The organism is Nonomuraea angiospora, from assembly GCF_014873145.1.
GTDB lineage: Bacteria > Actinomycetota > Actinomycetes > Streptosporangiales > Streptosporangiaceae > Nonomuraea > Nonomuraea angiospora.
The window spans coordinates 6,910,348-6,931,263 of the sequence record NZ_JADBEK010000001.1; the positions used below are offsets into that span (position 1 = coordinate 6,910,348).

Here is a 20,916-nt window from a genome sequence, read left to right on the forward strand (position 1 = left end):
TTCTTCACAACGAGGCGCTTCTACGTTTCATTTGCCCTGGAAATGGAGAAGGCGCCCACTAGGGGCGCCTTCCACACGTGTGATCTATAGCACTCAGCCGCCGGCGACCGCCGGGATGATGGAGATCTGAGTGCCCTCAGGTGCTGGAGTGTCGAGCCCGTCGGCGAAACGGACATCCTCTTCCCCAACGTAAACGTTGACAAAACGGCGAATCTTGCCCGATTCATCCAGAATTCTCGCGCCGATGCCCGGGTAGTCGGAGTCAAGCTTGGCGAGGACGTCACGAAGAGTCGCGCCTTCGCCACTGACTTCGGCGTTGCCCCCGGTGTAGGTGCGCAGAATGGTGGGAATCCGCACCGAAACGCTCATGGTTTAACTCGCCTTTCCTGGTTGTCAGACAGTCGCGCGGAACGCGTCGAGGGAGGGCCGGATCACGGCCGTGGGCTGGGCGTCGTCGCTGATCGCGTCGAGTGTCTTGAGCCCGTCGCCGGTGTTGAGGACCACGGTCTCGGCCTCGGGGTCGAGCCGCCCGCTCTCGGCGAGCTTCTTCAGCACGCCCACGGTCACCCCGCCCGCGGTCTCGGCGAAGACGCCCTCCGTCGAGGCCAGAAGCTTGATCGCGGCCACGATCTCGGCGTCCGTGACGTCCTCGACGGCCCCGCCGGTGCGCCGGGCGATGTCGAGCACGTAAGGCCCGTCGGCGGGGTTGCCGATGGCCAGCGACTTGGCGATGGTGTCGGGCTTGACCGGCTGCACGACGTCGTGCCCCGCCTTGTACGCGGTGGAGACCGGCGAGCACCCGGCCGCCTGCGCCCCGAAGATCTTGTACGGGGTGTCCTCGACCAGCCCCAGCTGCACCAGCTCGCGGAAGCCCTTGTCGATCTTGGTGAGCTGCGAGCCGGAGGCGATGGGGATGACGATCTGCTCGGGCAACCGCCACCCGAGCTGCTCGGCGATCTCGTACGCGAGCGTCTTGGAGCCCTCGGCGTAGTAGGGCCGCAGGTTGACGTTGACGAACCCCCACTTGTCGCCCAGCGGGTCGCCGATCAGCTCGGAGCAGAACCGGTTGACCTCGTCATAGGTGCCGTCGATCCCGATCAGCTTGCCCCCGAACACGCGAGCCATGGCGATCTTGGCCGCTTCGAGGTTGGCCGGGATGAACACGCACGCCTCGAGCCCGGCGCGCGCCGCCGCCGCGGTGACCGCGCCCGCGAGGTTGCCCGTGGAGGAGCAGGAAAGGGTGTGGAAGCCGAAGTTACGCGCCGCCTCGACGGCGATGGCGACGACCCGGTCCTTGAAGGAATGGGTGGGGTTGCCCGAGTCGTCCTTGACGTACAGGTTCTTGAGACCGAGTGCGCGTCCGAGGTTTCCGGCCTTGACCAGTTTGGTCCAACCGGGGTTCATATTGGGCTTACTGGCGACGTCAACCGGCACCGGGAGCAGCGACCGGTAACGCCAGATGTTGGCGGGACCCGACTCGATGTCGGCGCGGGTCACCGTACCGAAGGAATAGGCCGCTTCGAGCGGCCCGAAACACTCCAGACACGCGAAGCTCGGACCGAGGGGGTAACGCGTGCCGCACTCACGGCAGGACAGACCGACAGCAGGACCAAAGTCGAGCGACATGAAGCGAGGCCTTCCCTCATCTTCGCCCGCGGCCACCTTGACCGCAGACCGGAATTGGCACCTTGTCCCGGTCGGCCTCGCCAGGTCGCGAGCCTCAAGCCGGGAGGGTTGCCGGGGCTTCGCAGGGCCGGTCCCTCCACCCCTCTGGATGAGCAATATTCAGTTGTTGAAAAGGACTCTACCCGCCCATGGGGCCGCAATGGCCACCCGTCTCAAGATGCGAGACGTGGCGTCTCAGCGATAATCATCACCCAGCACTCCCTGCACGTATTTGCGGGCCTGGTGAATGCGCGACTTGGCGGTGCCCAGGGGGATGCCGAGCTGCTCGGCCACCTCGTTGTAGTCGAGCTGGACGATGTCGCGCAGCACCAGCGCCTGCGCCAGGTCGGGCTTGTCGGCCTCCAGCGCCTCCATCGCGTCGAGCAGGTCGAGCCGCGAGCCCGCGATCACGCTCACCCGCGCCACGTCGGGCTTCTGCGTGGGCAGCTCGTCCGAGCTCTGCTCGGCCGCGCGGCGTTTGAGCGACCTGTACGTGGTGCGCGCGCAGTTGGCCGTCACGATGTGCAGCCAGGTGCTGAACCGCGCCCGGCCCTCGAACCGGCCGATGTTGCGCGCCACGGCCAGCAACGTGTCCTGCGAGGCTTCCTCGGCATCCTGGTGATAGGGGAGGATCCGGGCGCAGTGCCGCATCACATCGGGCTCGATCCGCGCCAGGAGTTCGCCAAGTGCGCGATGATCTCCTCCGGCAGCCGAGCGGGCGAGTTCCTCGGTTAGCTCATCTAGCGCCATAGCTGGGATCCTATGGGCGAAGGGAGCGTAGATGAACAGCGTCCTGGTGGCCTCCAACAGAGGACCCGTTTCCTTTACCGTCTCGGACGACGGTGAGCTGACCATGAAACGCGGTGGCGGCGGCCTGGTCTCGGCGCTGTCCGAGGTGGCCAGGAAGGACGGCGTGCTGTGGGTGTGCGCGGCGCTGTCCGACGGCGACCGCAGCGCCGTGCGCCTGGTGCCCGGCGGCCGGATCGACCACGCCGGCTACGACACGGGCCCGATGCGCATGCTCGACATCCCGCCCGCCACCTTCCACCGCGCCTACAACGCCGTGGCCAACTCCACCCTGTGGTTCGTCAACCACCTGCTCTACGACATTCCCAACTCCCCCAACTTCGGCACGAGGTTCGAGCGCGAGTGGGAGTCCTACCGCGACTACAACGGCGCGTTCGCGCTGGCGCTGGCCGAGGAGGCCGGCCACGGCGCCCGCGTCATGGTGCAGGACTACCACCTGACGCTGACCCCGGCGATGCTCCGCGCCGAGCGCCCGGACCTGCGCATCGCCCACTTCAGCCACACCCCGTGGGCGCCCCCCGAATACTTCTCGCTGCTGCCCGACGAGGTGGCCGGAGAGGTCCTGGAGGGCATCCTGGGCGCCGATCACGCCGGGTTCCTGGCCGACAGGTGGGCGCAGGCGTTCATGGACTGCTGCGAGGCGCTGCTGGGCGCGGAGGTCGACCGCGTGGGCCGCAGCGTCACCCACGAGGGCAGGACGACCCGCATCGGCGTGCACAGCCTGGGGGTGGACGGCGACGCGCTGTGGGAGCGCGCCGTCGAGCCCGACGTCGAGTCGCACATGACCGCGCTCAGGGAGCAGGTGGGCGAGCGCCGGCTGATCGTCCGCATCGACCGCACCGAGCTGTCGAAGAACATCGTGCGCGGCCTGGTGGCCTACCGCGAGTTCCTCGCCGCGCACCCGGAGTGGCACGGCAAGGTGGTGCACCTGGCGTTCGCCTACCCGAGCCGGCACGACCTGCCCGAATACCGCGAATACACCGCGTCGGTGCTGCGCTGCGCGCAGGAGATCGAGGACGAGTACGGCACCGAGGACTGGGACCCGCTGATCCTCAACGTCAACGACGACTATCCGCGTTCGCTGGCCGCGTACCGGATGGCCGACGTGCTGCTGGTCAACCCCATCCGCGACGGGATGAACCTGGTCGCCAAGGAGGGCCCGATCCTGTCCACGAGGTGCGCGCTCGTGCTCTCGCGCGAGGCGGGGGCGGCGGCCGAGCTGGGCCCGCACGCGCTCGTGGTGAATCCGTACGACATCAGCGGCACGGCCGCCGCGCTGCACGCCGCGCTCGTCATGCCGGAGGACGAGCGCCGCATGCGGCGCGACAAGCTGCACGCCGCGGCGACCGCCCTGCCGCCGCAGAAGTGGCTCGCGGCCCAGCTCGAGGCGCTGGCCGAGATCTGAGCGCGATCAGGTCCAGTCGGCGTGCTCGAGCGTGTCGGCCAGCCCCGGCGTGTTCCACTGGTCCACGATGAGGATCTTGCTCTGCGGCAGGTACCACTCGCGCTGCGTGAAGCGGAGCAGCACCTTCGTGGTCGAGCCCGAATACTTGACGCACTCCGACTTCCACGCGTTGTAGGCGGCCTTGTGCCCCGCGCCGACCTGGCGCAGGCCCCTGGTGACCTTCGGGCCGATGGCCTCGCCCCACTTCTGGTTGAACGGGCACGGCTGCACGTCGCTCGCCGTGTAGAAGGGCCTCTTGCCGGTGTACGGGCCGAACCCCTCGGCGCCGCGCTTGATGGACGAGGGGCCGAGGACGTAGAAGGCGTCGCATTCGGGCGTGCCCCAGCCCACGGGCTTGCCGCACTTGCCCGTCACGATCTGGACCCCGTCGCCGAAGCGGTGGACCTCCCACGCGATCGGGATGTAGAGGGTCAGGCCCTTGCGCAGCTTGACCGCCTGGGCGGGGGCGGCGTGCGCGGGCAGGGAGCTTGCGAGGAGGGTGGCCGCGGCCACGGCCACGGCGGCGAGGTGTCGCTTGTGCATGCGCCCGACCCTAGGGATCGTGACTTGCAGCTCAATCACGAACGGCTGAAAGCCGCCACAAGCTCCTCCAGCAGCGCCACGACGCCGTCGGGCCCGTCCACCACGAGGTCGGCCTGCCGGGCCAGCTCGGTGACCTCCGCGGAGCCGCTGCACACGTTCACGCCGGGCAGCCCCGACAGGCGTACGGCCTCGAACGCGGACAGGTCGCCGAGATCGTCGCCCACGAACATGACGGACCTGGCGGCCCGCTCCGCCAGGAACAGGCTGAGCGCCTGCCCCTTGTCCATGCCCGGCGGCCGCAGCTCCAGCACGAAGCGCCCCGGCTCGACCACCAGGCCGTGCTCGCGGGCCAGATCGGCCAGCGGGTCGCGCAGCCTGGCCAGCGCGCCCTGCGGGTCGGAGCTGCGCCTGGTGTGCACGGCCACGGCCCGGCCCTTGTCCTCGATGGTGACGTCCCGCAGGCCCAGCGACTCGAGCAGCAGCGGCAGCCGGGCCTCGGCCTCGAGCACGCCCGCGGGCGGCGGGGGGCCGGAGATCTGCCCGGCCTCCCAGCGCTCGAAGCCGTAGTGCCCGAGCACGACCAGCCGGGGCACGTCGGCCAGGCCAGGCCCGAGCTCCAGCGCGGTGGCCGGCGGCCGGCCGGTCACGATGGCCACCGCCAGGACGTGGCGGCCGAGCTCGGCCAGCACCTCCGGCGCCTTCGGATGGATCACGGCCTCGGCGGGGTCGGGCACGATCGGCGACAGGGTCCCGTCGAAGTCGAGCCCGATCACGGCGCCCGCCGGGTCGTTCAAGATCGCTTTTATTCCAGGGATGTTCCTCACGCGGCTGCCGTACCCAGCCGGTCAGGGACGCATGCCGAGCCTCCTGGCGGCGCGGTCACGCTGACGGGTGGACCGTAACCTGCGCAGCCGTTTGACCAGCATGGGATCGTGCTCCAGCGCCTCCGGACGGTCGATCAACTCACCGAGCAACTGGTAGTAGCGCGTGGCGGAGAACCCGAAGCTCTCCTTGATGGCCTGCTCCTTCGCGCCCGCGTAGCGCCACCATTGGCGTTCGAAGGCGAGGAGCTCGAGATCGCGTTCTGAGAGGGGTTGGCCGGACGTCTCCTGGGCATCATCGTCACCGCTGAGCGGTGCTCCCATGGTGTCCTCCTCGGGGAAGGGTGCGTGCGAAGACGCCGCACGCACACGGCCCGTGGCCAATCGTAATGTGCCGAGTGCGGCTGTTCACGACGTATTGAGAGACGTACAGTCGCGAAATGTGACCTCAGTAATCACGCTCCTCACCGACTACGGGCTCGAAGACGGCTATGTGGCGGCGTGTCACGGAGTGATCGCCGGAATCGCCCCCGGGGCGCGGGTGATCGACGTGTGCCACCTGGTCCCTTCGGGTGACGTACGGCGTGGCGCGGCGATTCTCGCTCAGACCATTCCGTACCTTCCCGTGGGCATCCATATCGGCGCGGTCGATCCCAGCGCGGGCGGCGCCCGGCGCGCGGTGGCCGTCGAGGCGGGCGGGCGGGTGTTCATCGGACCCGACAACGGGCTGCTGTCATGGGCCGTGCACGCCAGCGGCGGCGCCGAGGCCGCCTACGCGATCAGCAACGATGAGCACTTCCTGCGGCCGGTCTCCCCCACCTTCCACGGGCGTGACGTCTTCTCGCCGGTCGCGGGGCGGCTGTACGGCGGGCTGAGACCCTCGGACCTGGGGCCCGAGGTGCCGGTCGGCCGGCTGGTCACCCTGCCGTCGCCGACCTCGCTGCTGCGCGAGGGCTCGGTGGAGGGCGAGGTCGTCTCGGTCGACCGCTACGGCAACACCCAGCTGTCGATCGCGGCCGGCGACCTGCACGCGCTGGGCGTGCGGGTGGGCGACACGCTGGGGGTCTGGCTGGGCCGGCGGCAGCTCTCGCTGCCCTACCGGGAGACGTTCGCGGCGGTGCCGCCGGGGGAGCTGGTGGCGTTCGCGGACTCGGCGGGGCTGATCGCGATCGCGGTCAATTCCGGTGACGCAGCGCAGCGGCTGGGGCTCCCACCTGGCGCACATGTCCGACTTGCCCCCACTCCCTAGGAGGAAAGCACACAGATAGGAATTACTCCGCGTATCGGTCTGTTTACCGAAGCGTCGGAATGAATCAGCGGGTGCGTGTCAGAATGCAACGCGCGGGCGTCCCCTCCCCTCCCCTCCAGAGGTCGACGTGTACCAGCTGTCCATCGTGCTGCTCTCCATAATGTCCGCGATCTGGCCCGCGCCGGAGCCGCCCGTGTCAGAGCGCTGGCACGCGTGGCCCGTCGCGCAGATCTTCCCCGCCACCGTGCCCGGGGTCAGCCCGTCAGGGGCCCGGGTCACGTACGTGCTGGCCGGGGTCGCCCCCGAGGCGCCCTGCCGGACGGCGTTCCAGCCCGCCGCCGTCCGGCGCGGCTGCCGCGTGGCCCTGCGCGCCACGTACGCCGACAGCACGCAGACGTTCGTCGCCACCGTGGGCATCGCCGTGCTCGACGCGCCCGGACGCGACTACTGCCGCGTGGGGCGGCCCGCGACCGTGCGGCCGGTGGCCTTCCCCCGGGGGCCGGCCGAGCGCTTCGGCCAGCGGCAGTACTTCGCCGGGGTGGTGCTCAGGTCCGACGAGCGCTACGTGGTGGCGACGGCCGCCGGGTACGCCGACGGCCGGCCGTACCAGCGGGGTGACCGCCTCGCGCCCCGGCTGCGCGACACGGCGCGGCAGCTCGCCACCGAGTTGCACCGGACGCTCACCCGATGAGCAGGCTCGCCGTCGCCTTCCTCGTCACCGCGCTGGTGGTGGGGACCGTCCCGGCGAGCGCCACCGACGACGTGGGCGAGGCCGCCCGTGCGGGGCAGTGGCAGCTCGCCGCGCTGCGGCTGCCCGAGGCGTGGCGGTCGAGCAGGGGCGAGGGCGTGATCGTCGCCGTGCTCGACACCGGCGTGAACGGCCGCCACCCCGACCTGGAGGGCGCCGTGATCCAGGGCCCCGACCTGACCGGGACCGCCAAGGGCCTCTGGGGGCGGCACGGGACCGCCATGGCCAGCCTGATCGCCGGGCGCGGGCACGGCGACGAGCACAGGGGCGGCGTGATCGGGGTGGCGCCCGCGGCCAAGGTGCTGTCCATCCGGGTCACCCTGGAGAACGGCGACCCGCTGCGCGAGCACCAGCGCGCCGGCGGGCGCGACGCGCTGGCCAAGGGCATCCGGTACGCGGCCGACCACGGGGCCGGCGTGATCAGCATGTCGCTGGGCGGCGGCAGCGGCGCGTGGGAGGGCTCGCCCTCGGAGGAGGAGGCCATCCAGTACGCGATCGCGCGGGGCGCGGTGCTGGTGGCCTCGTCGGGCAACGACGGCGGCACGGGCAACAGGAAGAACTTCCCCGCCGCCTACCCCGGCGTGATGGCCGTGGGGGCGGTGGACCGGGAGCTCAGGGTGGCCGCGTTCTCCAACAGGCAGGACTACCTCTCGGTGGTCGCGCCCGGCACGGAGATCGTCACGGCCGACGCGCGCGACTCGTACGTGGTGAGCGACGGCACCAGCTCGGCGGCGGCCATGGTGGCGGGCGTGGCGGCCCTGATCAAGTCCGCGTACCCCGGCATGTCGCCCTACCACGTGCGCACGGCCATCGAGCTCGGCACCAGGCGGCAGCCTGCCGACGGCCACAGCCCCGCCTACGGGCACGGGGTGGCCAACGCCCTGCTCGCCCTGCGGGCGGCCGCCCGCCTGGACCCGCCCGGCCCCGGCCTCGCCCGCCCCGGCACGTACTTCGGCGACGGCCCGCCGCCCGCCTCCCGGGGGCCGGTGGTGGCGGGCATGGTGATGCTGGCCGCGGCGATGTCGGCCCGCGTCCTCGTCCGCCACCGCAAACGCCGCCCCTGACCCCCGCCCTAGGCCCGCCAGCCAAGCTCCGGGTCCCTCCCAACGCGCCCTCCCCCTCCTAAGCACCCCAGCCGGCCTCTCTCCTCCCAAGCGGCCCTCTCCCTCCCCCACGCGGGTCTTCTCCCAAAGGACCGAAGGGACGTCGGCAAGCCACCCGCGCGGATCCACCACCCGAACAAGCGCTTGTGCGATACTGGCGACATGACGTTAGCGATCGAGGGCTGGTTCGCCGTCGACGAGGACGGCGTCTTCCTCCTGGGCACCAGATGCGCGACCTGCGGCACCGTCACCTTCCCGCCCCGCCCGGGCCTCTGCCCCAACCCGCGCTGCGACGCCACCTCGATGGAGACGACCCGCCTGCCCCGCCGCGGCCGGGTGTGGTCGTACACGAACGCCTGCTACCCGCCCCCCGCCCCCTACGTCGCCGCGGACCCGTACGTGCCGGTGACGCTGGCCGCCGTCGAGCTCGACGAGGTGGGGATCGTGGTGCTCGGCCAGGTCAAGGGCCTCACGGTGAACGAGCTGGAGGTCGGCATGGAGCTGGAGCTCACCTCCGGGCCGCTGTCGGACGGGCCGCTGGTGTGGATGTGGGAGCGGGTCTCATGAGTGTCGTGGTGCTGGGTGTCGGGATGCATCCGTGGGGCAAGTGGGGCAGGCCCTTCCTGGAGTACGGCGTCGCGGCCGCCCGCGCGGCCCTGCGGGACGCCGGAGTGGCGTGGACCGACGTGGAGTTCGTGGTCGGGGCGGACACGATCAGGAACGGCTACCCGGGCTTCGTCGCGGGCGCCTCCTACGCGCAGGCGCTGGGCTGGTCAGGCGCCAGGATCGCCTCCTGCTACGCGGCCTGCGCCTCCGGCGCCCAGGCCGTGGACATCGCCCGCACGCGCATCCTCGCGGGCCTGTGCGACGTGGCGCTGGTGGTCGGGGCGGACTCGACCCCGAAGGGCTTCTTCAAACCGGTCGGCGGCGACCGCCCCGACGACCCCGACTGGCTCCGCTTCCGCCTGCTGGGCGCCACCAACCCCGCCTACTTCGCCCTGTACGCCCGCAGGCGCATGGCCGTGTACGGCTCGACCCCGGCCGACTTCGCCGCCGTCAAGGTCAAGAACTCGCGGGCCGGCTCCCTCAACCCCATGGCCCGCTACCGCAAGCCCGTCACCGCCGAGGAGGTGCTGGCCTCGCCCCTGGTCGCCGACCCGCTGCGCCTCATGGACATCTGCGCCACCTCGGACGGGGGCGCGGCGGTGGTCCTGGCCTCGGAGTCCTTCGCCCGCCGCCGGGGTTCGCGGGCTCCGGTACGCCTGGCCGCGGTCTCCACCGTCACTCCCACCTTCCCCAGCACGATCCTTGAGCTGCCGAACTTCGCCACCGACTCCTGCGCCGCCGTACCGGCCCCTGAGAGGCCCTTCAGAGCCGCGATCGCGCACGCGGCGTACGAGGAAGCAGGGGTGGGACCTGAGGACGTCTCACTGGCGGAGGTGTACGACCTCTCGACGGCCCTGGAGCTGGACTGGATGGAGGACGTCGGCCTGTGCCCGCCCGGAGAGGCGGCCAAGCTGCTGCACGACGGGGAGACGGGGCTCGGCGGCCGGATCCCGGTCAACCCCTCGGGCGGCCTGGCCTCCTTCGGCGAGGCGATCCCGGCCCAGGCGATCGCCCAGCTCTGCGAGCTGACCGCGCAGCTGCGGGGCGAGGCCGGCGAGCGCCAGGTGCCCGCCGCCCGCGTCGGCCTGGCCGCCAACCAGGGCCTCTTCGGCCACGGCTCCGCGCTGATCGTCACGACGTAGAAACGCGAAGACCCTCCGGGGGAGCTCCCTCGGAGGGTCTTCGGAAGGCGCGTCAGCCCACGTGCACCACGTCGTGCGTCTCCGCGAAGTGGCAGGCGCTCTCGTGCCCCGTGCCCGGCCGGATCTGCAGCAGCGGCTCCTCCTCGGCGCAGATCTCCTGCGCCTTCCAGCACCGCGTACGGAACCGGCAGCCCGACGGCGGGTTCGCCGGGGACGGCGGGTCGCCCTGCAGGATGATCCGCTCCCGCTGCTCCCGGCCCTCGGGGTCGGGCACCGGCACCGCGGACAGCAGGGCCTGCGTGTACGGGTGCGCGGGCTTGTCGTAGATCTCGGTGTCCTTGCCGAGCTCCACGAACTTGCCCAGGTACATCACGCCCACCCGGTCGGAGATGTGGCGCACCACCGACAGGTCGTGGGCGATGAAGATGTACGCCAGGTCGAACTCGTTCTGCAGCCGCTCGAGCAGGTTGATCACCTGCGCCTGGATGGACACGTCCAGGGCCGACACCGGCTCGTCACAGACGATGATCTCCGGCTGGAGCGCCAGCCCTCGGGCGATGCCGATGCGCTGCCGCTGCCCGCCGGAGAACTGGTGCGGGTAGCGGTTGATGTGGTCGGGGTTGAGCCCGACGACCTCCAGCAGCTCCTGCACCTTCTTGCGGCGGTCACCGCGCGGCGCCACCTCGCTGTGGATCTCGTACGGCTCGCCGATGATGTCGCCGACGGTCATCCGGGGGTTCAGCGAGGTGTACGGGTCCTGCATCACCATCTGGACGTTGCGGCGCATCCGCTTGAGCTCGCCGCCCCTGGCCTTGCCGATGTCCCGGCCGTTGATCATCACCGAGCCCGAGGTCGGCCGCTCCAGCGCCATCAGCACCTTGGCGAGGGTGGACTTGCCACAGCCCGACTCGCCCACGATGCCCAGCGTCTCGCCCCTGTGCAGGTCGAACGACACGCCGTCGACGGCCTTGATCGCGCCGATCTGCCGCTTGAAGACGATGCCCTGGGTCAGCGGGAAGTGCTTGACCAGGTCCCGTACCTCGAGGATGCGCTCACCGATCGCCATCGAGGACCTCCCTCCAGTAGTGGCACGCGCTGCCTCGGGTGCCGCTGATCTCGTGGAGCGGGGGGACGTCGGTCACGCAGTCGTCCTGCCGGTAGGGACACCGGGGGTGGAACGCGCAACCGGTCGGCAGGTCGAGCAGGTTGGGCGGCAGGCCCTTGATCGCGTACAGGTCCTGGCCCTTGTGGTCGACCCGGGGGATCGACTCGAGCAGGCCCTTCGTGTACGGGTGGGCGGGCGCCTTGTAGATGTCGTGCACGGGGGCGTTCTCCACGATGCGCCCCGCGTACATGACGGCGATCTTGTCGGCCACGTCGGCCACGACGCCGAGGTCGTGCGTGATCAGGATCAGGCCCATCTGGCTCTCGCGCTGCAGCTCGGCCAGCAGCTCCATGATCTGGGCCTGGACGGTCACGTCGAGCGCCGTGGTCGGCTCGTCCGCGATCAGCACCTCGGGGTCCAGCGCGATCGACATCGCGATCATGATGCGCTGCCGCATACCGCCGGAGAACTGGTGCGGGTAGTCATTCACGCGCTGCCTGGCGGCCGGGATGCGGACCCGGTCCATCAGCTCGACGGCCTTCTTCATGGCGTCGCGCTTGGACGTGCCGCGGTGCACCCGGAACATCTCGCTGATCTGCCAGCCCACGGTGAACACCGGGTTGAGCGCGGAGAGCGCGTCCTGGAAGATCATCGCGATGCGCTGGCCGCGCACCTGCGTGCGCGCCTCCTCCGACAGCTTGAGCAGGTCGGTGCCCTTGAAGCGGATCTCCCCCTTGGGGATGACCGCCGGCGGCATGTCGAGAATGCCCATGATCGCCTGCGCGGTCACGGACTTGCCCGAACCCGACTCGCCCAGCACGGCGAGCGTCTCACCGGGGCTGACCGTGTAGCTCACGCCGTTCACAGCGCGTACGACCCCGGCACGCGTACGGAACTCCACGTGCAGGTTGTCGACCGCGAGCAGCGGTTGGTCGCCCAGCCCTCCCTCGGCGGGCAACACATCCGTTGACGTCTTCTTCACTTGATCCCCCCTTCTACCTGAGCTTCGGGTCGAGCGCGTCGCGTACGGCGTCGCCCATCATGATGAACGCCAGCACCGTGATGCTGAGGAACACGGCAGGGAACACCAGTGGCAGCGGCGCCTCCAGGAATCTGATGCGCGCGTCGGCGATCATCAGACCCCATGAGATGTCCGGCGACTGGACACCCACGCCCAGGAACGAGAGCGCGGCCTCGGCGGCGATGAAGCCGCCCAGGTTGATCGTGGCCACGACGATGACCGGCGCCAGCGAGTTGGGCAGCAGGTGGCGGAACATGATCCGCCCCGCTCCCGCTCCGAGTGCCCTGGCCGCGACCACGAAGTCCTGGTTCTTCGCGGTGATCACGGCCGCCCGCATGATGCGGAACGTCATCGGCCAGCCCAGCACCGCCAGCGCGAGGATGACCAGCATGATGCTGTTGGCCCGGCCGCGGAAGGTGGCGGCGATGAGCAGCGCGCCCAGGATCGGCGGGATGGCGAAGAAGATCTCGGTGACCCGCGAGGACACCGTGTCGACCACGCCGCTCCGGAAGCCGGCCACCAGGCCGAGCAGACCGCCGACCAGCGTGGTGATGATCGTGGTGAACACGCCGATCACGATCGAGTTGCGCGCGCCGTAGATCGTCCTGGCGTAGACGTCGCAGCCCAGGCTGTCCTTGCCGAACAGGTGGCCGGCGCTGGGCGCCTGCCTGGCCGTGGACAGGTCACAGGTCCTGGCGTTGAACGGGTCGATCGAGGTGAACAGCCACGGCAGGAACGACATCACGAGCAGGACCAGGATGATGACCACCGAGATGATGAACATCGGCCGGCGCCTGAGGTCGTACCAGGCGTCGGACCACAGGCTCGCGGGCTTGCCCTCCTTGCCCTTCTTGCCCTGGGGCGAGGGCGCCGGGTCGGTAACCGTGTCCGTGACCAGGGTCTGCGTCTCCGGGAGCCCGGGCCCGACCGGCGGGATGGGGTTACTCATAGCGGATCCTCGGGTCGAGCACGGCGTACAACAGGTCGACGACCAGGTTGGCCAGGATGTAGATCAGCACCAGGACGGTGATGATTCCCACCACAACCGGTTGTTCTCGCAAGTAAACCGACTGGAACAGCTGATTTCCAATCCCCGGGAGATTGAAGATCGTCTCGGTGATCACCGCGCCGCCCATGAGGTTACCGAGGTCGGCGCCCAGATAGGTGACCAGCGGGATCAGCGCGTTACGCAACCCGTGCCTGCCGATGACGCGCCGTCTTGGCAGGCCCTTGGCCGTGGCCGTGCGGATGTAGTCCGCTCTGAGCGTCTCCACCAGGCTGGTCCTGGTGAGCCTGGTCAGGTAGGCGATCGACGTCCCCGCGAGCACGAAGCCGGGCAGCAGATAGCTGCGCCAGCCCGCGAACGTGCCCGCGACCGGGAAGATGTCCAGCCCCGTCCACAGCTTGAGCTTGACGCCCAGGATCAGCTGCAGCACGAAACCGGTGACCAGCGTGGGCACCGAGATGAGCAGCAGCGTGGAGGCGAGGATGGCGGTGTCGGTGGCCTTGCCGCGGCGCAGCGCCGCCCACAGGCCCAGGCCGACGCCGATGAGCGCCTCCATCACCAGGGCGGTCAGCGCGAGGTTCAGGGTGACCTGGAACTTGCCGGCCATGACCTGGGACACGGGGACGTCGGCGAAGTTCACGCCGAAGTCACCGCGGAAGAGCACGCCGCTGATGTAGTACCAGTACTGCAGCAGCAGCGGATCGTTGAGGTGATACTGCTCGCGCAGGACCTCGGCGACCGCGGGGTCCGGGCGCTTGTCTCCGAACAGCGCCGCGATGGGGTCCCCAGGCAGTGCGAAGACGATCATGAAGATGAGTAGCGTGGCGCCGAGCAGGACGGGTATCGCCTGGATCAAGCGCCTGATGACATAACGGCCCATACAAGCCCTCCGGTACATGACTTGGAGGCAGCCCTCGGAGCCCGTGGTTCACCCGGCTCGAGTGGCTGCCTCCAAGCTCAGCCCTCCGGCGGGTGGACGGCAAGCGCCGTCCACCGCGCGAATGAACGTCAGGCCTTCTCGATGTCGACCCAGTTAACCTGGTTGAGCAGGTTGAGCTTGACGTTCTTCACCTTCGAGGAGTACCCGAAGTTGCTCCGGTAGAAGTAAACCGGGATGTACGGGAGGTCCTTGATGAGGATGTCGTCGGCCTGCTGGTAGAACTTCAGGCCCTCGGCGGCGTCGGCGGCCTGGTCACCCTTGGCGACCAGCTCGTCGAACGCCTTGTTGGAGTAACCACCGTAGTTCGAGCCGGTCCCGATGGAGCCGGTGCCGAAGATCGGGGTCAGGTAGTTCTCGGCCGACGGGTAGTCGATCGACCAGCCCATGCGGAAGAGGCCCTTGTACTCCTTGGCGTCCAGGGCGTCCAGGATGCCCTGGAACTTCTCGAACGGCTTCGGCGTGACCTCGATGCCCAGGTTGGCGCGGAGGTTGTTGGCGACCGCCTCGATCCACTCCTTGTGGCCACCGTCGGCGTTGTAGCCCAGCTCGATGGTCTTGGGGCCCTTGGCGGCGTCGTACAGCTTCTTGGCCTCGGCCGGGTTGTACGTGCACGCGTCGCAGGCGCCCTGGCGGTAGCCGGGGATGGCCGGGTTGATGAAGTCGTCGGCGGGGGCGCGGGTGCCGGAGAAGACCGTCTCGGTGATGGTCTTCCGGTCGATGGCCAGCGAGATGGCCTTACGGACCTGCGGGTCCTTGAACTCGGGGTTGTACTGCAGCGGGACGCCGATGTAACCCACGGCGGCGTCGGGCTCGTCGTGGTAGCGGTCGCCGAGCACGGACTTGGCCGTGGCGATCGTCGACGGCGGCAGCGAGTCGTGGATGTCCAGGTTCTCGGCCTGCAGGTCGTTGAACGCGGTCTCGGAGCTCGTGTAGACCTTGAACTGGAGCTTCTTCCAGTTCTTCGGCTTGGCGCCCGGGAACTTGTCGTAGACCGTCAGGTCGATGGTCTGGTCGGTGCCCTTCTTGTAGGGCTTGTCGAGCTTGAACAGACCCTGGCCGATCGGCTGCTCGCCGAACGTCTGCGTCACCTTGCCGTCGGGGCCGAGGGCCGCCTTCGGCATCGGGTAGAACGCGGTGTAGCCCAGCATCGTCTTGAACTGCGAGAACGGCGCCGTGAGCGTCACCTCGAGCGTGGAGTCGTCGACGACCTTGAGACCCTTCATCTCCTTGGCCGTCGGCGTCTTGCCCTCACCCGGGTGGACGTCGGCGTAGCCGTCGACGCGCCCGAAGAAGTAGGACGAGCTCATGGCGTTGTCCTGCAGGGCCGCGTAGTTCCACGCGCGAGCGTAGTCGGCGGCGACAACCGGCGTGCCGTCGTGCCACGTGTAGCCGGACTTGAGCTTGATCGTCCAGACCTTGCTGTCCGACGTCGTGATCGACTCGGCGGCCTCCTCGACTGGCTGCTTGTTCTCGTCGTAGCGCACCAGCGGCGAGAACACTGCGGCAAGGACCTCGGAACCCTCGGTCTCGGTCGTGTTCTGCGGGTTCAGGAGCTCCTGGGGCTCACCGATCTCCATGCGGACCGGCGTCTCCCCGCCGCCCCCGGCAGCAGTGCCGCCACTGTCAGAGGCACCGCCGCCACACGCGGCAACCGCGAGGGCGAGCAGCGCGGTACCGGCGACGATCTGTACGCCCTTAGTAACACGCATGGTGAAAGAATTCCTCCCTCTACAGGTGGGCGTTAGCGCTGAGCTGCGGTGATCGTGAGCAGCCTGACGGGGGGATCCTGGTTTTCCCCCCGGGTTTGGCTGACATGGTCAAACCAGCCGACGCCCTGCCAGTCGATCGCGACTATCCCTTACTACTTGCCACCAGGGAGTCTCTGGCGCGTTGCAGTTCGGTCACACGTGTGCCAATCCAGCGTCACAGACATTCAGCCCAACAGGCAACAAATCGTACAGAGCCCGTGTAACCGGTACGGCCGGGACGTGAACAGACGATGAAAATTACCCTCTACATGAGAGTGCTCGTGCCCTTGCCAGCACACCGCGCCGCGCTGGGCTACGGTTGAGCAGGTCTTGACGGCACCTTGGGAACCATGCGTCCCGAGGCTCCGTCCAACAGACGCTGTCGCCAACCCGCGTGACAGGCACCCCACCGACCTGGATCCAATAGAGTCCTTGCCATGAGCCAGCCGGAATCCGCTGTCGCGGACGCCCAGGCGGGCGGCCGAAGCGGGCAGGAGCCGCTGGCCAAGCTCGCCAAGAGATACGGACTTCGCCGTGCCATCGCGCGGCCGAGGTTCCCTGTCTACATGCGCCAGCTATGGGAGCGGCGACACTTCATCCTGACGTACGCGACCTCGCGCAACGTCTCGAAGTACACCAGCTCGGCTCTCGGCCAGCTGTGGCAGGTGCTGACCCCCCTGCTCAACGCCGGGATCTACTACGTGATGTTCGGCCTCATTCTGGGCGGCAAGGGCAACATCGAAAACTATCCCGCGTTCCTGCTGACCGGGATGTTCATCTTCACTTACACGCAGCGGACCGTCACGGCGGGCGCCAAGTCGATCACGGGCAACCTCTCGATGATCCGCGCCCTGCACTTCCCCCGGGCGTCCCTCCCCCTGGCCTACACGATCCAGGAGCTGCAGCAGCTCGCCATCTCCATGGGCGTCCTCATGGTCATCGTGATCATCACCGGCGAGCCCCCCACACTGTTGTGGCTGATGATGCCGGTGGTGCTGCTCCTGCAGACCCTCTTCAACATCGGCGCGAGCCTGGTGATCGCCCGGTTGGGCGCGTCCATGCGCGACCTCAACCAGTTGCTGCCGTTCATCACGCGCACGTGGCTCTATGCCTCGGGTGTGTTCTTCTCCATCCAGGAGAAGGTCGTGGGCAGCGCCAGGCTCCCCCAGTGGGTCGCCGATGTGATGTATATGAATCCGGCGGCCTCCTTCATCGAGTGGATGCGGGACATCCTCATCGAGAGTCACCCTGCCCCTCCGATGGTGTGGATGTCTTGCGTATTCTGGGCGGTGTTCGCACTCGGTTTCGGCTTCTGGTATTTCTGGCGAGCCGAGGAGAGGTACGGGCGTGGCTGAACTTACCAAGGAGCTGTCACAGGTGAAGGGCGAGAAGCCCGCCGTCCCCGGCAAGGATGTGAGGGTGCATCCAGATCCGGAGCCCCAGGGCAAGCGGCCACTCGACGTCCCCACGGGCACTCCGACCGTCATCGTCGACGATCTCCACATCGTCTACCGCGTCTACGGCGCGGCCTCCGACGCCGAGAAGGGCAACGCGGTCAACGCCCTCACGCGCATCCTCAAGCGCCAGGGCCGCCCGCAGATGAAAGAGGTCCACGCGGTCAAGGGCGTGACCTTCGTGGCCTACCACGGTGACGCCATCGGCATCGTGGGCCGCAACGGCTCGGGCAAGTCCACGCTGCTGCGGGCCATCGCGGGCCTTCTCCCGCCGCACAAGGGCGCCGTCTACACCGACGGCCAGCCCTCGCTGCTCGGCGTCAACGCGGCCCTCATGCGCGAGCTCACCGGCGAGCGCAACATCGTGCTCGGCTGTTACGCCATGGGCATGACGCCCGCCGAGGTCCGTGAGAAGTACCAGGAGATCGTCGACTTCTCCGGCATCGACGAGTTCGTCCAGCTCCCCATGTCCACCTACTCCTCCGGCATGGGCGCCCGGCTCCGCTTCGCCATCTCCTCGGCCAAGACCCACGACGTCCTCCTCATCGACGAGGCCCTGGCCACGGGCGACCGCGAGTTCCGCAAGAAGAGCGAGGAGCGCATCCGCCAGATCCGCGAGTCCGCCGGCACGGTCTTCCTCGTGGCCCACGACCTCAAGGTCATCGAGGAGACCTGCAACCGCGTCATCTGGCTGCACAAGGGCAAGATCAAGATGGACGGCGACCCGAAGGAAGTCATCGCCGCCTACAACAAGGGCTGACCTCTCTCACGGCGCGACCGCCGCCGCTCACGGCTCGGAGCCTCCCCCGCTCCGGCCGCATGCCCTGCTGGCTTACGGCCACAAACACCGACATCCACGCTTTTCGCTGCTGTGTGCGAAACGCGCGCGACTGCAGTGGCAAAAGACTGACATCGTGCCTGCCGTTCCGATAGGATTCGAACGTCAATTCGATCCGAGGTACGCTGATGGAGTGGGAGCGCGCGATGGTGGAGCTTTCGACCGCGATCGACCACCTGGCCACCGAGGACGTGGCCGAGATTCCCCGGATACAGCTCGCCGAGCAGCTGCTGGAGCTGCACTGGCAGATGGCCAGGCTGCAGGCCCAGATAGCCCGGCGCACCGGCGTCCGCCTGCCCTGAGCCCCCGACCGGCCCCGTAATCACGACAATCACCCACTCCGCAGACCACGACCCACTGTCCCTCCTGGACGGTTGAGAGCACGCCGTGACGGCGGCCGGCCCCGTGCGGGTCAGCGGGCGTCACCCTGGAGGCCGCCGGCCACGTGCGGCGGGTGGCGCCGCCCGTGCTCCGCCGTACAGGATGGGGGTTTTGCCGGCCCCGGAGCCGGAGCCGGCGCACGGCCCCGAGCCGGCGCGAAGAACGGCGCCCTCAGCCGGCGCATGAAAAAGCCGCCGACCCCGGATACCGGGGTCGGCGGCGGGCTCGTGCGGCGCCGCTGCCCTGCAGTGGCGGCGCGCTGCGCGAGCCGGGCCGTGGGCGCGTCCGCCCAGGCCCGTCATGAGACCTGCCCGCTTGCGCGGGGTCTCGCCACCCACGCGCGCCAGTGCCGTCGGCGCTCGGCACCTGTGAGCGCCCCGCCGGCCTGCCGCGTCGGTGCGAGGACGTCCCCAGCCGGCCTGCCTGCCGGACGGTCGCGCCGGAGCGCGAGTGTCCCCAGTCAGCCTGCCTGCCGGACGGTCGCGCCGGAGCGCGAGTGTCCCCAGCCGGCCTCCCTGCCGGACGGCCGCGCCGGAGCGCCGGTGTCCCCAGTCAGCCCCCGCCGACCTACCGCACCAGAGTGACGGCACCGGGCCCGCCGGGCGGGAACGGGCGGCACGCGGACCGCCGTTCCAGCACACCGGCACGCGACGTGCCACGTCGCGGCGACGACACCGGACCTGCCGCGCCAGAGCGCCGGCAGTCGTCCGGCCCGGGAAAGGGAACACGCCGTTCAGGGAACAGCCGGGGCGCGCGAACGGGACCGCCTCGCAGCCGGTACGGCCGGTTCCTGGGCGTCGGCACCTAGGACGCCCGCGAACCGTCATCCCGGCCCTCGGCGAGCCGCCGCTCTACGGCGCCTCCATCGCGTCTAGTTGCGAGTCCAGGAGTCCCGCACCGAGCTCGTCAGCGAGTCGGTGGTCCATCCGAGCGCGGTCAGCACGTCACCGTAGGTGCCGGTGGCCTTGGTGCCGTTGGCGGACACGACGCCGGAGGTGTCCTCGACGAGCGGAGTGAGCTCGTCCACGGAGGCGGCCTGCGCGGTGCCGGGCAGCGCCTCGATGACCGGAGCCATCTCGACCGGGGCCACCTGGCCGATCGCCGGCGACAGCCGGCCGCTCGCGGCCTGCGGCAGGGCCAGCCGGGCCGCCTCGCCGAGGCCGGCCACGATCGACTCGGCCGACAGGGTCTCGATGCCCTTGCTGGTGCCGCTCATGGTCTTGGCCGTGGCCGCGCTGGTGTTCAGGAGGCCGGATCCGGCGCCCGGCAGCACGCTGTTGTTGTCGAGCTTGTCCATCGCGTCACTGAAGGACGTGTTGAACAGGCCCGTCGTCGCGTCATACGCGCCGCGCAGGGTCTCCCCCTCGGTCAGGACCTGGCCGCCGTCCTGCCTGCCGGACTTCACCGAGGTCGCGACGGGCTGGGCCATGCGTGCCGCCCCCGACAGGGCGGGCACGGGCAGGGACTCGGTCAGGCCCCCGCCGCCGAGCGAGAAGCCGCCGACGATCGGCGACAGCTCCGGCAGCGGACCGCCGAAGTTGGTGACGTCCTCGGCCGCGTTCGGCGTGGTGGTGTACCCCTGCCTCTTCTGGTTCTCCGCTGCGATGTCCCGCTCGACGCTCGACATCGGGCGGCTGGGCTGTGCCGCCGCCTTGGGCTTGAGGCCGCCGCTCAGCAGCCCGTTCAGCTGGCCGCCGCCGATCAGCCCGCTCAGCAGGCCGTCGTTCAGCAGGCCGCCGCCCAGCAGGCCGTCGAGCGGGCTGTTGGTGCCGCCGCCGTCGTTCCCGACGGCGTTGTTCCCGACTTCCGCTTGTGCCGGCGCGGCCAAAGCCGCCGCCAGACCGAATACTGTGACGGCGACAGCCGCCTTGACTACTCGATTCATGATTGCCTTCCCGGCTCGTGATCGATCGCTCTCGAATGCGGTGGAAATGCGAATCGATAACCCCCGAAAGCCGTGGCGTGCGCGCTATGGGCACCACACGAAGCGTGCCGACACGGCTGAGCTACGCCAGCAGTTCTACCACTCGCCGTGATCGGCCGCAGGCGCATGAAAGCCCATGTAGCAGGGGTTTGCAGGCCGGTTACCGAGTAAGGGGAGAGCGTTGAGCGGGGAGACAAAACGGGAAATAGACGGGTCTAGTTTCCGATATTGCGCGCGCTCGGTTGGGCGTCACGAGCGCGCAGGTCCGGATCTCGTACGGGGAAGCTTTGGATCGCGTACACGAAAACTTGGAGCGGATCCTGGGAAATTTACGTCGCCGGCGGCCCGTGCACAAAGGGTCGCGAAAACAA

General features: G+C 69.3%; 21 protein-coding genes and 1 riboswitch. Of the genes, 9 read left to right on the plus strand and 12 right to left on the minus strand.

Annotated elements, in window-relative coordinates:
- Positions 1 to 93: 93 nt before the first annotated feature.
- The 3 genes from H4W80_RS31215 to H4W80_RS31225 all read right to left on the minus strand — a co-directional run bounded on the left by H4W80_RS31215 (position 94) and on the right by H4W80_RS31225 (position 2,415).
- Positions 94 to 369, minus strand: a complete 276-nt coding sequence (locus H4W80_RS31215) for a MoaD/ThiS family protein (RefSeq protein ID WP_185068974.1) — start codon at positions 367 to 369, stop codon at positions 94 to 96.
- Between the two features lie 24 nt (positions 370 to 393).
- Positions 394 to 1,626 carry a threonine synthase gene (gene thrC / locus H4W80_RS31220; protein WP_192788354.1) on the minus strand — a complete coding sequence of 411 codons (1,233 nt, stop codon included), beginning with the start codon at positions 1,624 to 1,626 and terminating at the stop codon, positions 394 to 396.
- Positions 1,627 to 1,639: 13 nt separating this feature from the next.
- A riboswitch (SAM riboswitch) is annotated at positions 1,640 to 1,781 on the minus strand.
- A 79-nt stretch (positions 1,782 to 1,860) separates the two neighbouring features.
- A complete protein-coding gene (locus tag H4W80_RS31225) occupies positions 1,861 to 2,415 on the minus strand; it encodes an RNA polymerase sigma factor (RefSeq protein WP_185068976.1) in 555 nt (184 codons plus the stop codon).
- Positions 2,416 to 2,446: 31 nt separating this feature from the next.
- Between H4W80_RS31225 and H4W80_RS31230 the strand changes: the two genes are divergently transcribed.
- Positions 2,447 to 3,877 (plus strand): alpha,alpha-trehalose-phosphate synthase (UDP-forming), encoded by a 1,431-nt coding sequence (locus tag H4W80_RS31230; protein WP_192788355.1) that lies wholly within the window; start codon positions 2,447 to 2,449, stop codon positions 3,875 to 3,877.
- 6 nt (positions 3,878 to 3,883) lie between these two features.
- Here the strand turns inward: H4W80_RS31230 and H4W80_RS31235 are convergent, their stop codons facing one another.
- From H4W80_RS31235 to H4W80_RS31245, 3 genes are read right to left on the minus strand one after another with little or no spacing between them, the layout of a single operon-like run.
- Positions 3,884 to 4,459, minus strand: coding sequence for a hypothetical protein (locus tag H4W80_RS31235; protein ID WP_192788356.1), 576 nt, complete (start codon positions 4,457 to 4,459; stop codon positions 3,884 to 3,886).
- A gap of 35 nt (positions 4,460 to 4,494) precedes the next feature.
- Positions 4,495 to 5,253, minus strand: a complete 759-nt coding sequence (gene otsB, locus H4W80_RS31240) for a trehalose-phosphatase (RefSeq protein ID WP_225963765.1) — start codon at positions 5,251 to 5,253, stop codon at positions 4,495 to 4,497.
- A gap of 51 nt (positions 5,254 to 5,304) precedes the next feature.
- Positions 5,305 to 5,604, minus strand: a complete 300-nt coding sequence (locus H4W80_RS31245) for a DUF3263 domain-containing protein (RefSeq protein ID WP_192788357.1) — start codon at positions 5,602 to 5,604, stop codon at positions 5,305 to 5,307.
- 118 nt (positions 5,605 to 5,722) lie between these two features.
- On the opposite strand from H4W80_RS31245, the gene H4W80_RS31250 reads away from it, so the two are divergent.
- The 5 genes from H4W80_RS31250 to H4W80_RS31270 all read left to right on the plus strand — a co-directional run bounded on the left by H4W80_RS31250 (position 5,723) and on the right by H4W80_RS31270 (position 10,128).
- A complete protein-coding gene (locus tag H4W80_RS31250) occupies positions 5,723 to 6,529 on the plus strand; it encodes an SAM hydrolase/SAM-dependent halogenase family protein (RefSeq protein ID WP_318787147.1) in 807 nt (268 codons plus the stop codon).
- 127 nt (positions 6,530 to 6,656) lie between these two features.
- Positions 6,657 to 7,220 carry a hypothetical protein gene (locus H4W80_RS31255; protein WP_192788359.1) on the plus strand — a complete coding sequence of 188 codons (564 nt, stop codon included), beginning with the start codon at positions 6,657 to 6,659 and terminating at the stop codon, positions 7,218 to 7,220.
- Positions 7,217 to 8,341: a S8 family serine peptidase gene (locus tag H4W80_RS31260; protein WP_192788360.1), complete on the plus strand. Its 1,125-nt coding sequence runs from the start codon at positions 7,217 to 7,219 to the stop codon at positions 8,339 to 8,341. Before H4W80_RS31255 ends, H4W80_RS31260 begins: the two co-directional genes overlap by 4 nt.
- A gap of 201 nt (positions 8,342 to 8,542) precedes the next feature.
- Positions 8,543 to 8,947: a Zn-ribbon domain-containing OB-fold protein gene (locus H4W80_RS31265; RefSeq protein WP_192788361.1), complete on the plus strand. Its 405-nt coding sequence runs from the start codon at positions 8,543 to 8,545 to the stop codon at positions 8,945 to 8,947.
- Positions 8,944 to 10,128 (plus strand): lipid-transfer protein, encoded by a 1,185-nt coding sequence (locus tag H4W80_RS31270; protein ID WP_192788362.1) that lies wholly within the window; start codon positions 8,944 to 8,946, stop codon positions 10,126 to 10,128. The genes H4W80_RS31265 and H4W80_RS31270 overlap by 4 nt, the downstream gene beginning before the upstream one ends.
- A gap of 52 nt (positions 10,129 to 10,180) precedes the next feature.
- Here H4W80_RS31270 and H4W80_RS31275 read toward each other — a convergent pair whose 3' ends face one another.
- From H4W80_RS31275 to H4W80_RS31295, 5 genes are all read right to left on the minus strand, one after another.
- Positions 10,181 to 11,194, minus strand: coding sequence for an ABC transporter ATP-binding protein (locus H4W80_RS31275; protein WP_192788363.1), 1,014 nt, complete (start codon positions 11,192 to 11,194; stop codon positions 10,181 to 10,183).
- Positions 11,181 to 12,215, minus strand: a complete 1,035-nt coding sequence (locus tag H4W80_RS31280; RefSeq protein WP_318787148.1) for an ABC transporter ATP-binding protein — start codon at positions 12,213 to 12,215, stop codon at positions 11,181 to 11,183. Before H4W80_RS31280 ends, H4W80_RS31275 begins: the two co-directional genes overlap by 14 nt.
- A 13-nt stretch (positions 12,216 to 12,228) precedes the next feature.
- Positions 12,229 to 13,203, minus strand: coding sequence for an ABC transporter permease (locus tag H4W80_RS31285; protein WP_192788364.1), 975 nt, complete (start codon positions 13,201 to 13,203; stop codon positions 12,229 to 12,231).
- Complete coding sequence (locus H4W80_RS31290) at positions 13,196 to 14,158, minus strand: ABC transporter permease (protein WP_318787149.1); 963 nt, start codon at positions 14,156 to 14,158, stop codon at positions 13,196 to 13,198. Before H4W80_RS31290 ends, H4W80_RS31285 begins: the two co-directional genes overlap by 8 nt.
- Positions 14,159 to 14,268: 110 nt before the next feature.
- Entirely contained in the window at positions 14,269 to 15,777 is a 1,509-nt protein-coding gene (locus tag H4W80_RS31295; protein WP_225963766.1) for a peptide ABC transporter substrate-binding protein, read from the minus strand.
- Between the two features lie 608 nt (positions 15,778 to 16,385).
- On the opposite strand from H4W80_RS31295, the gene H4W80_RS31300 reads away from it, so the two are divergent.
- From H4W80_RS31300 to H4W80_RS31310, 3 genes are all read left to right on the plus strand, one after another.
- Positions 16,386 to 17,303: an ABC transporter permease gene (locus H4W80_RS31300; protein ID WP_192788367.1), complete on the plus strand. Its 918-nt coding sequence runs from the start codon at positions 16,386 to 16,388 to the stop codon at positions 17,301 to 17,303.
- Entirely contained in the window at positions 17,296 to 18,162 is an 867-nt protein-coding gene (locus H4W80_RS31305) for an ABC transporter ATP-binding protein (protein ID WP_192788368.1), read from the plus strand. Before H4W80_RS31300 ends, H4W80_RS31305 begins: the two co-directional genes overlap by 8 nt.
- 206 nt (positions 18,163 to 18,368) lie before the next feature.
- The gene (locus H4W80_RS31310; protein ID WP_192788369.1) at positions 18,369 to 18,542 is read left to right on the plus strand and encodes a hypothetical protein; all 174 of its coding nucleotides are present in this window, start codon (positions 18,369 to 18,371) and stop codon (positions 18,540 to 18,542) included.
- 950 nt (positions 18,543 to 19,492) lie between these two features.
- On the opposite strand, the gene H4W80_RS31315 is transcribed toward H4W80_RS31310, so the two are convergent.
- On the minus strand, positions 19,493 to 20,506 hold the full coding sequence (locus H4W80_RS31315) for a hypothetical protein (protein WP_192788370.1): 1,014 nt from the start codon (positions 20,504 to 20,506) through the stop codon (positions 19,493 to 19,495).
- Between the last annotated feature and the right edge of the window lie 410 nt (positions 20,507 to 20,916).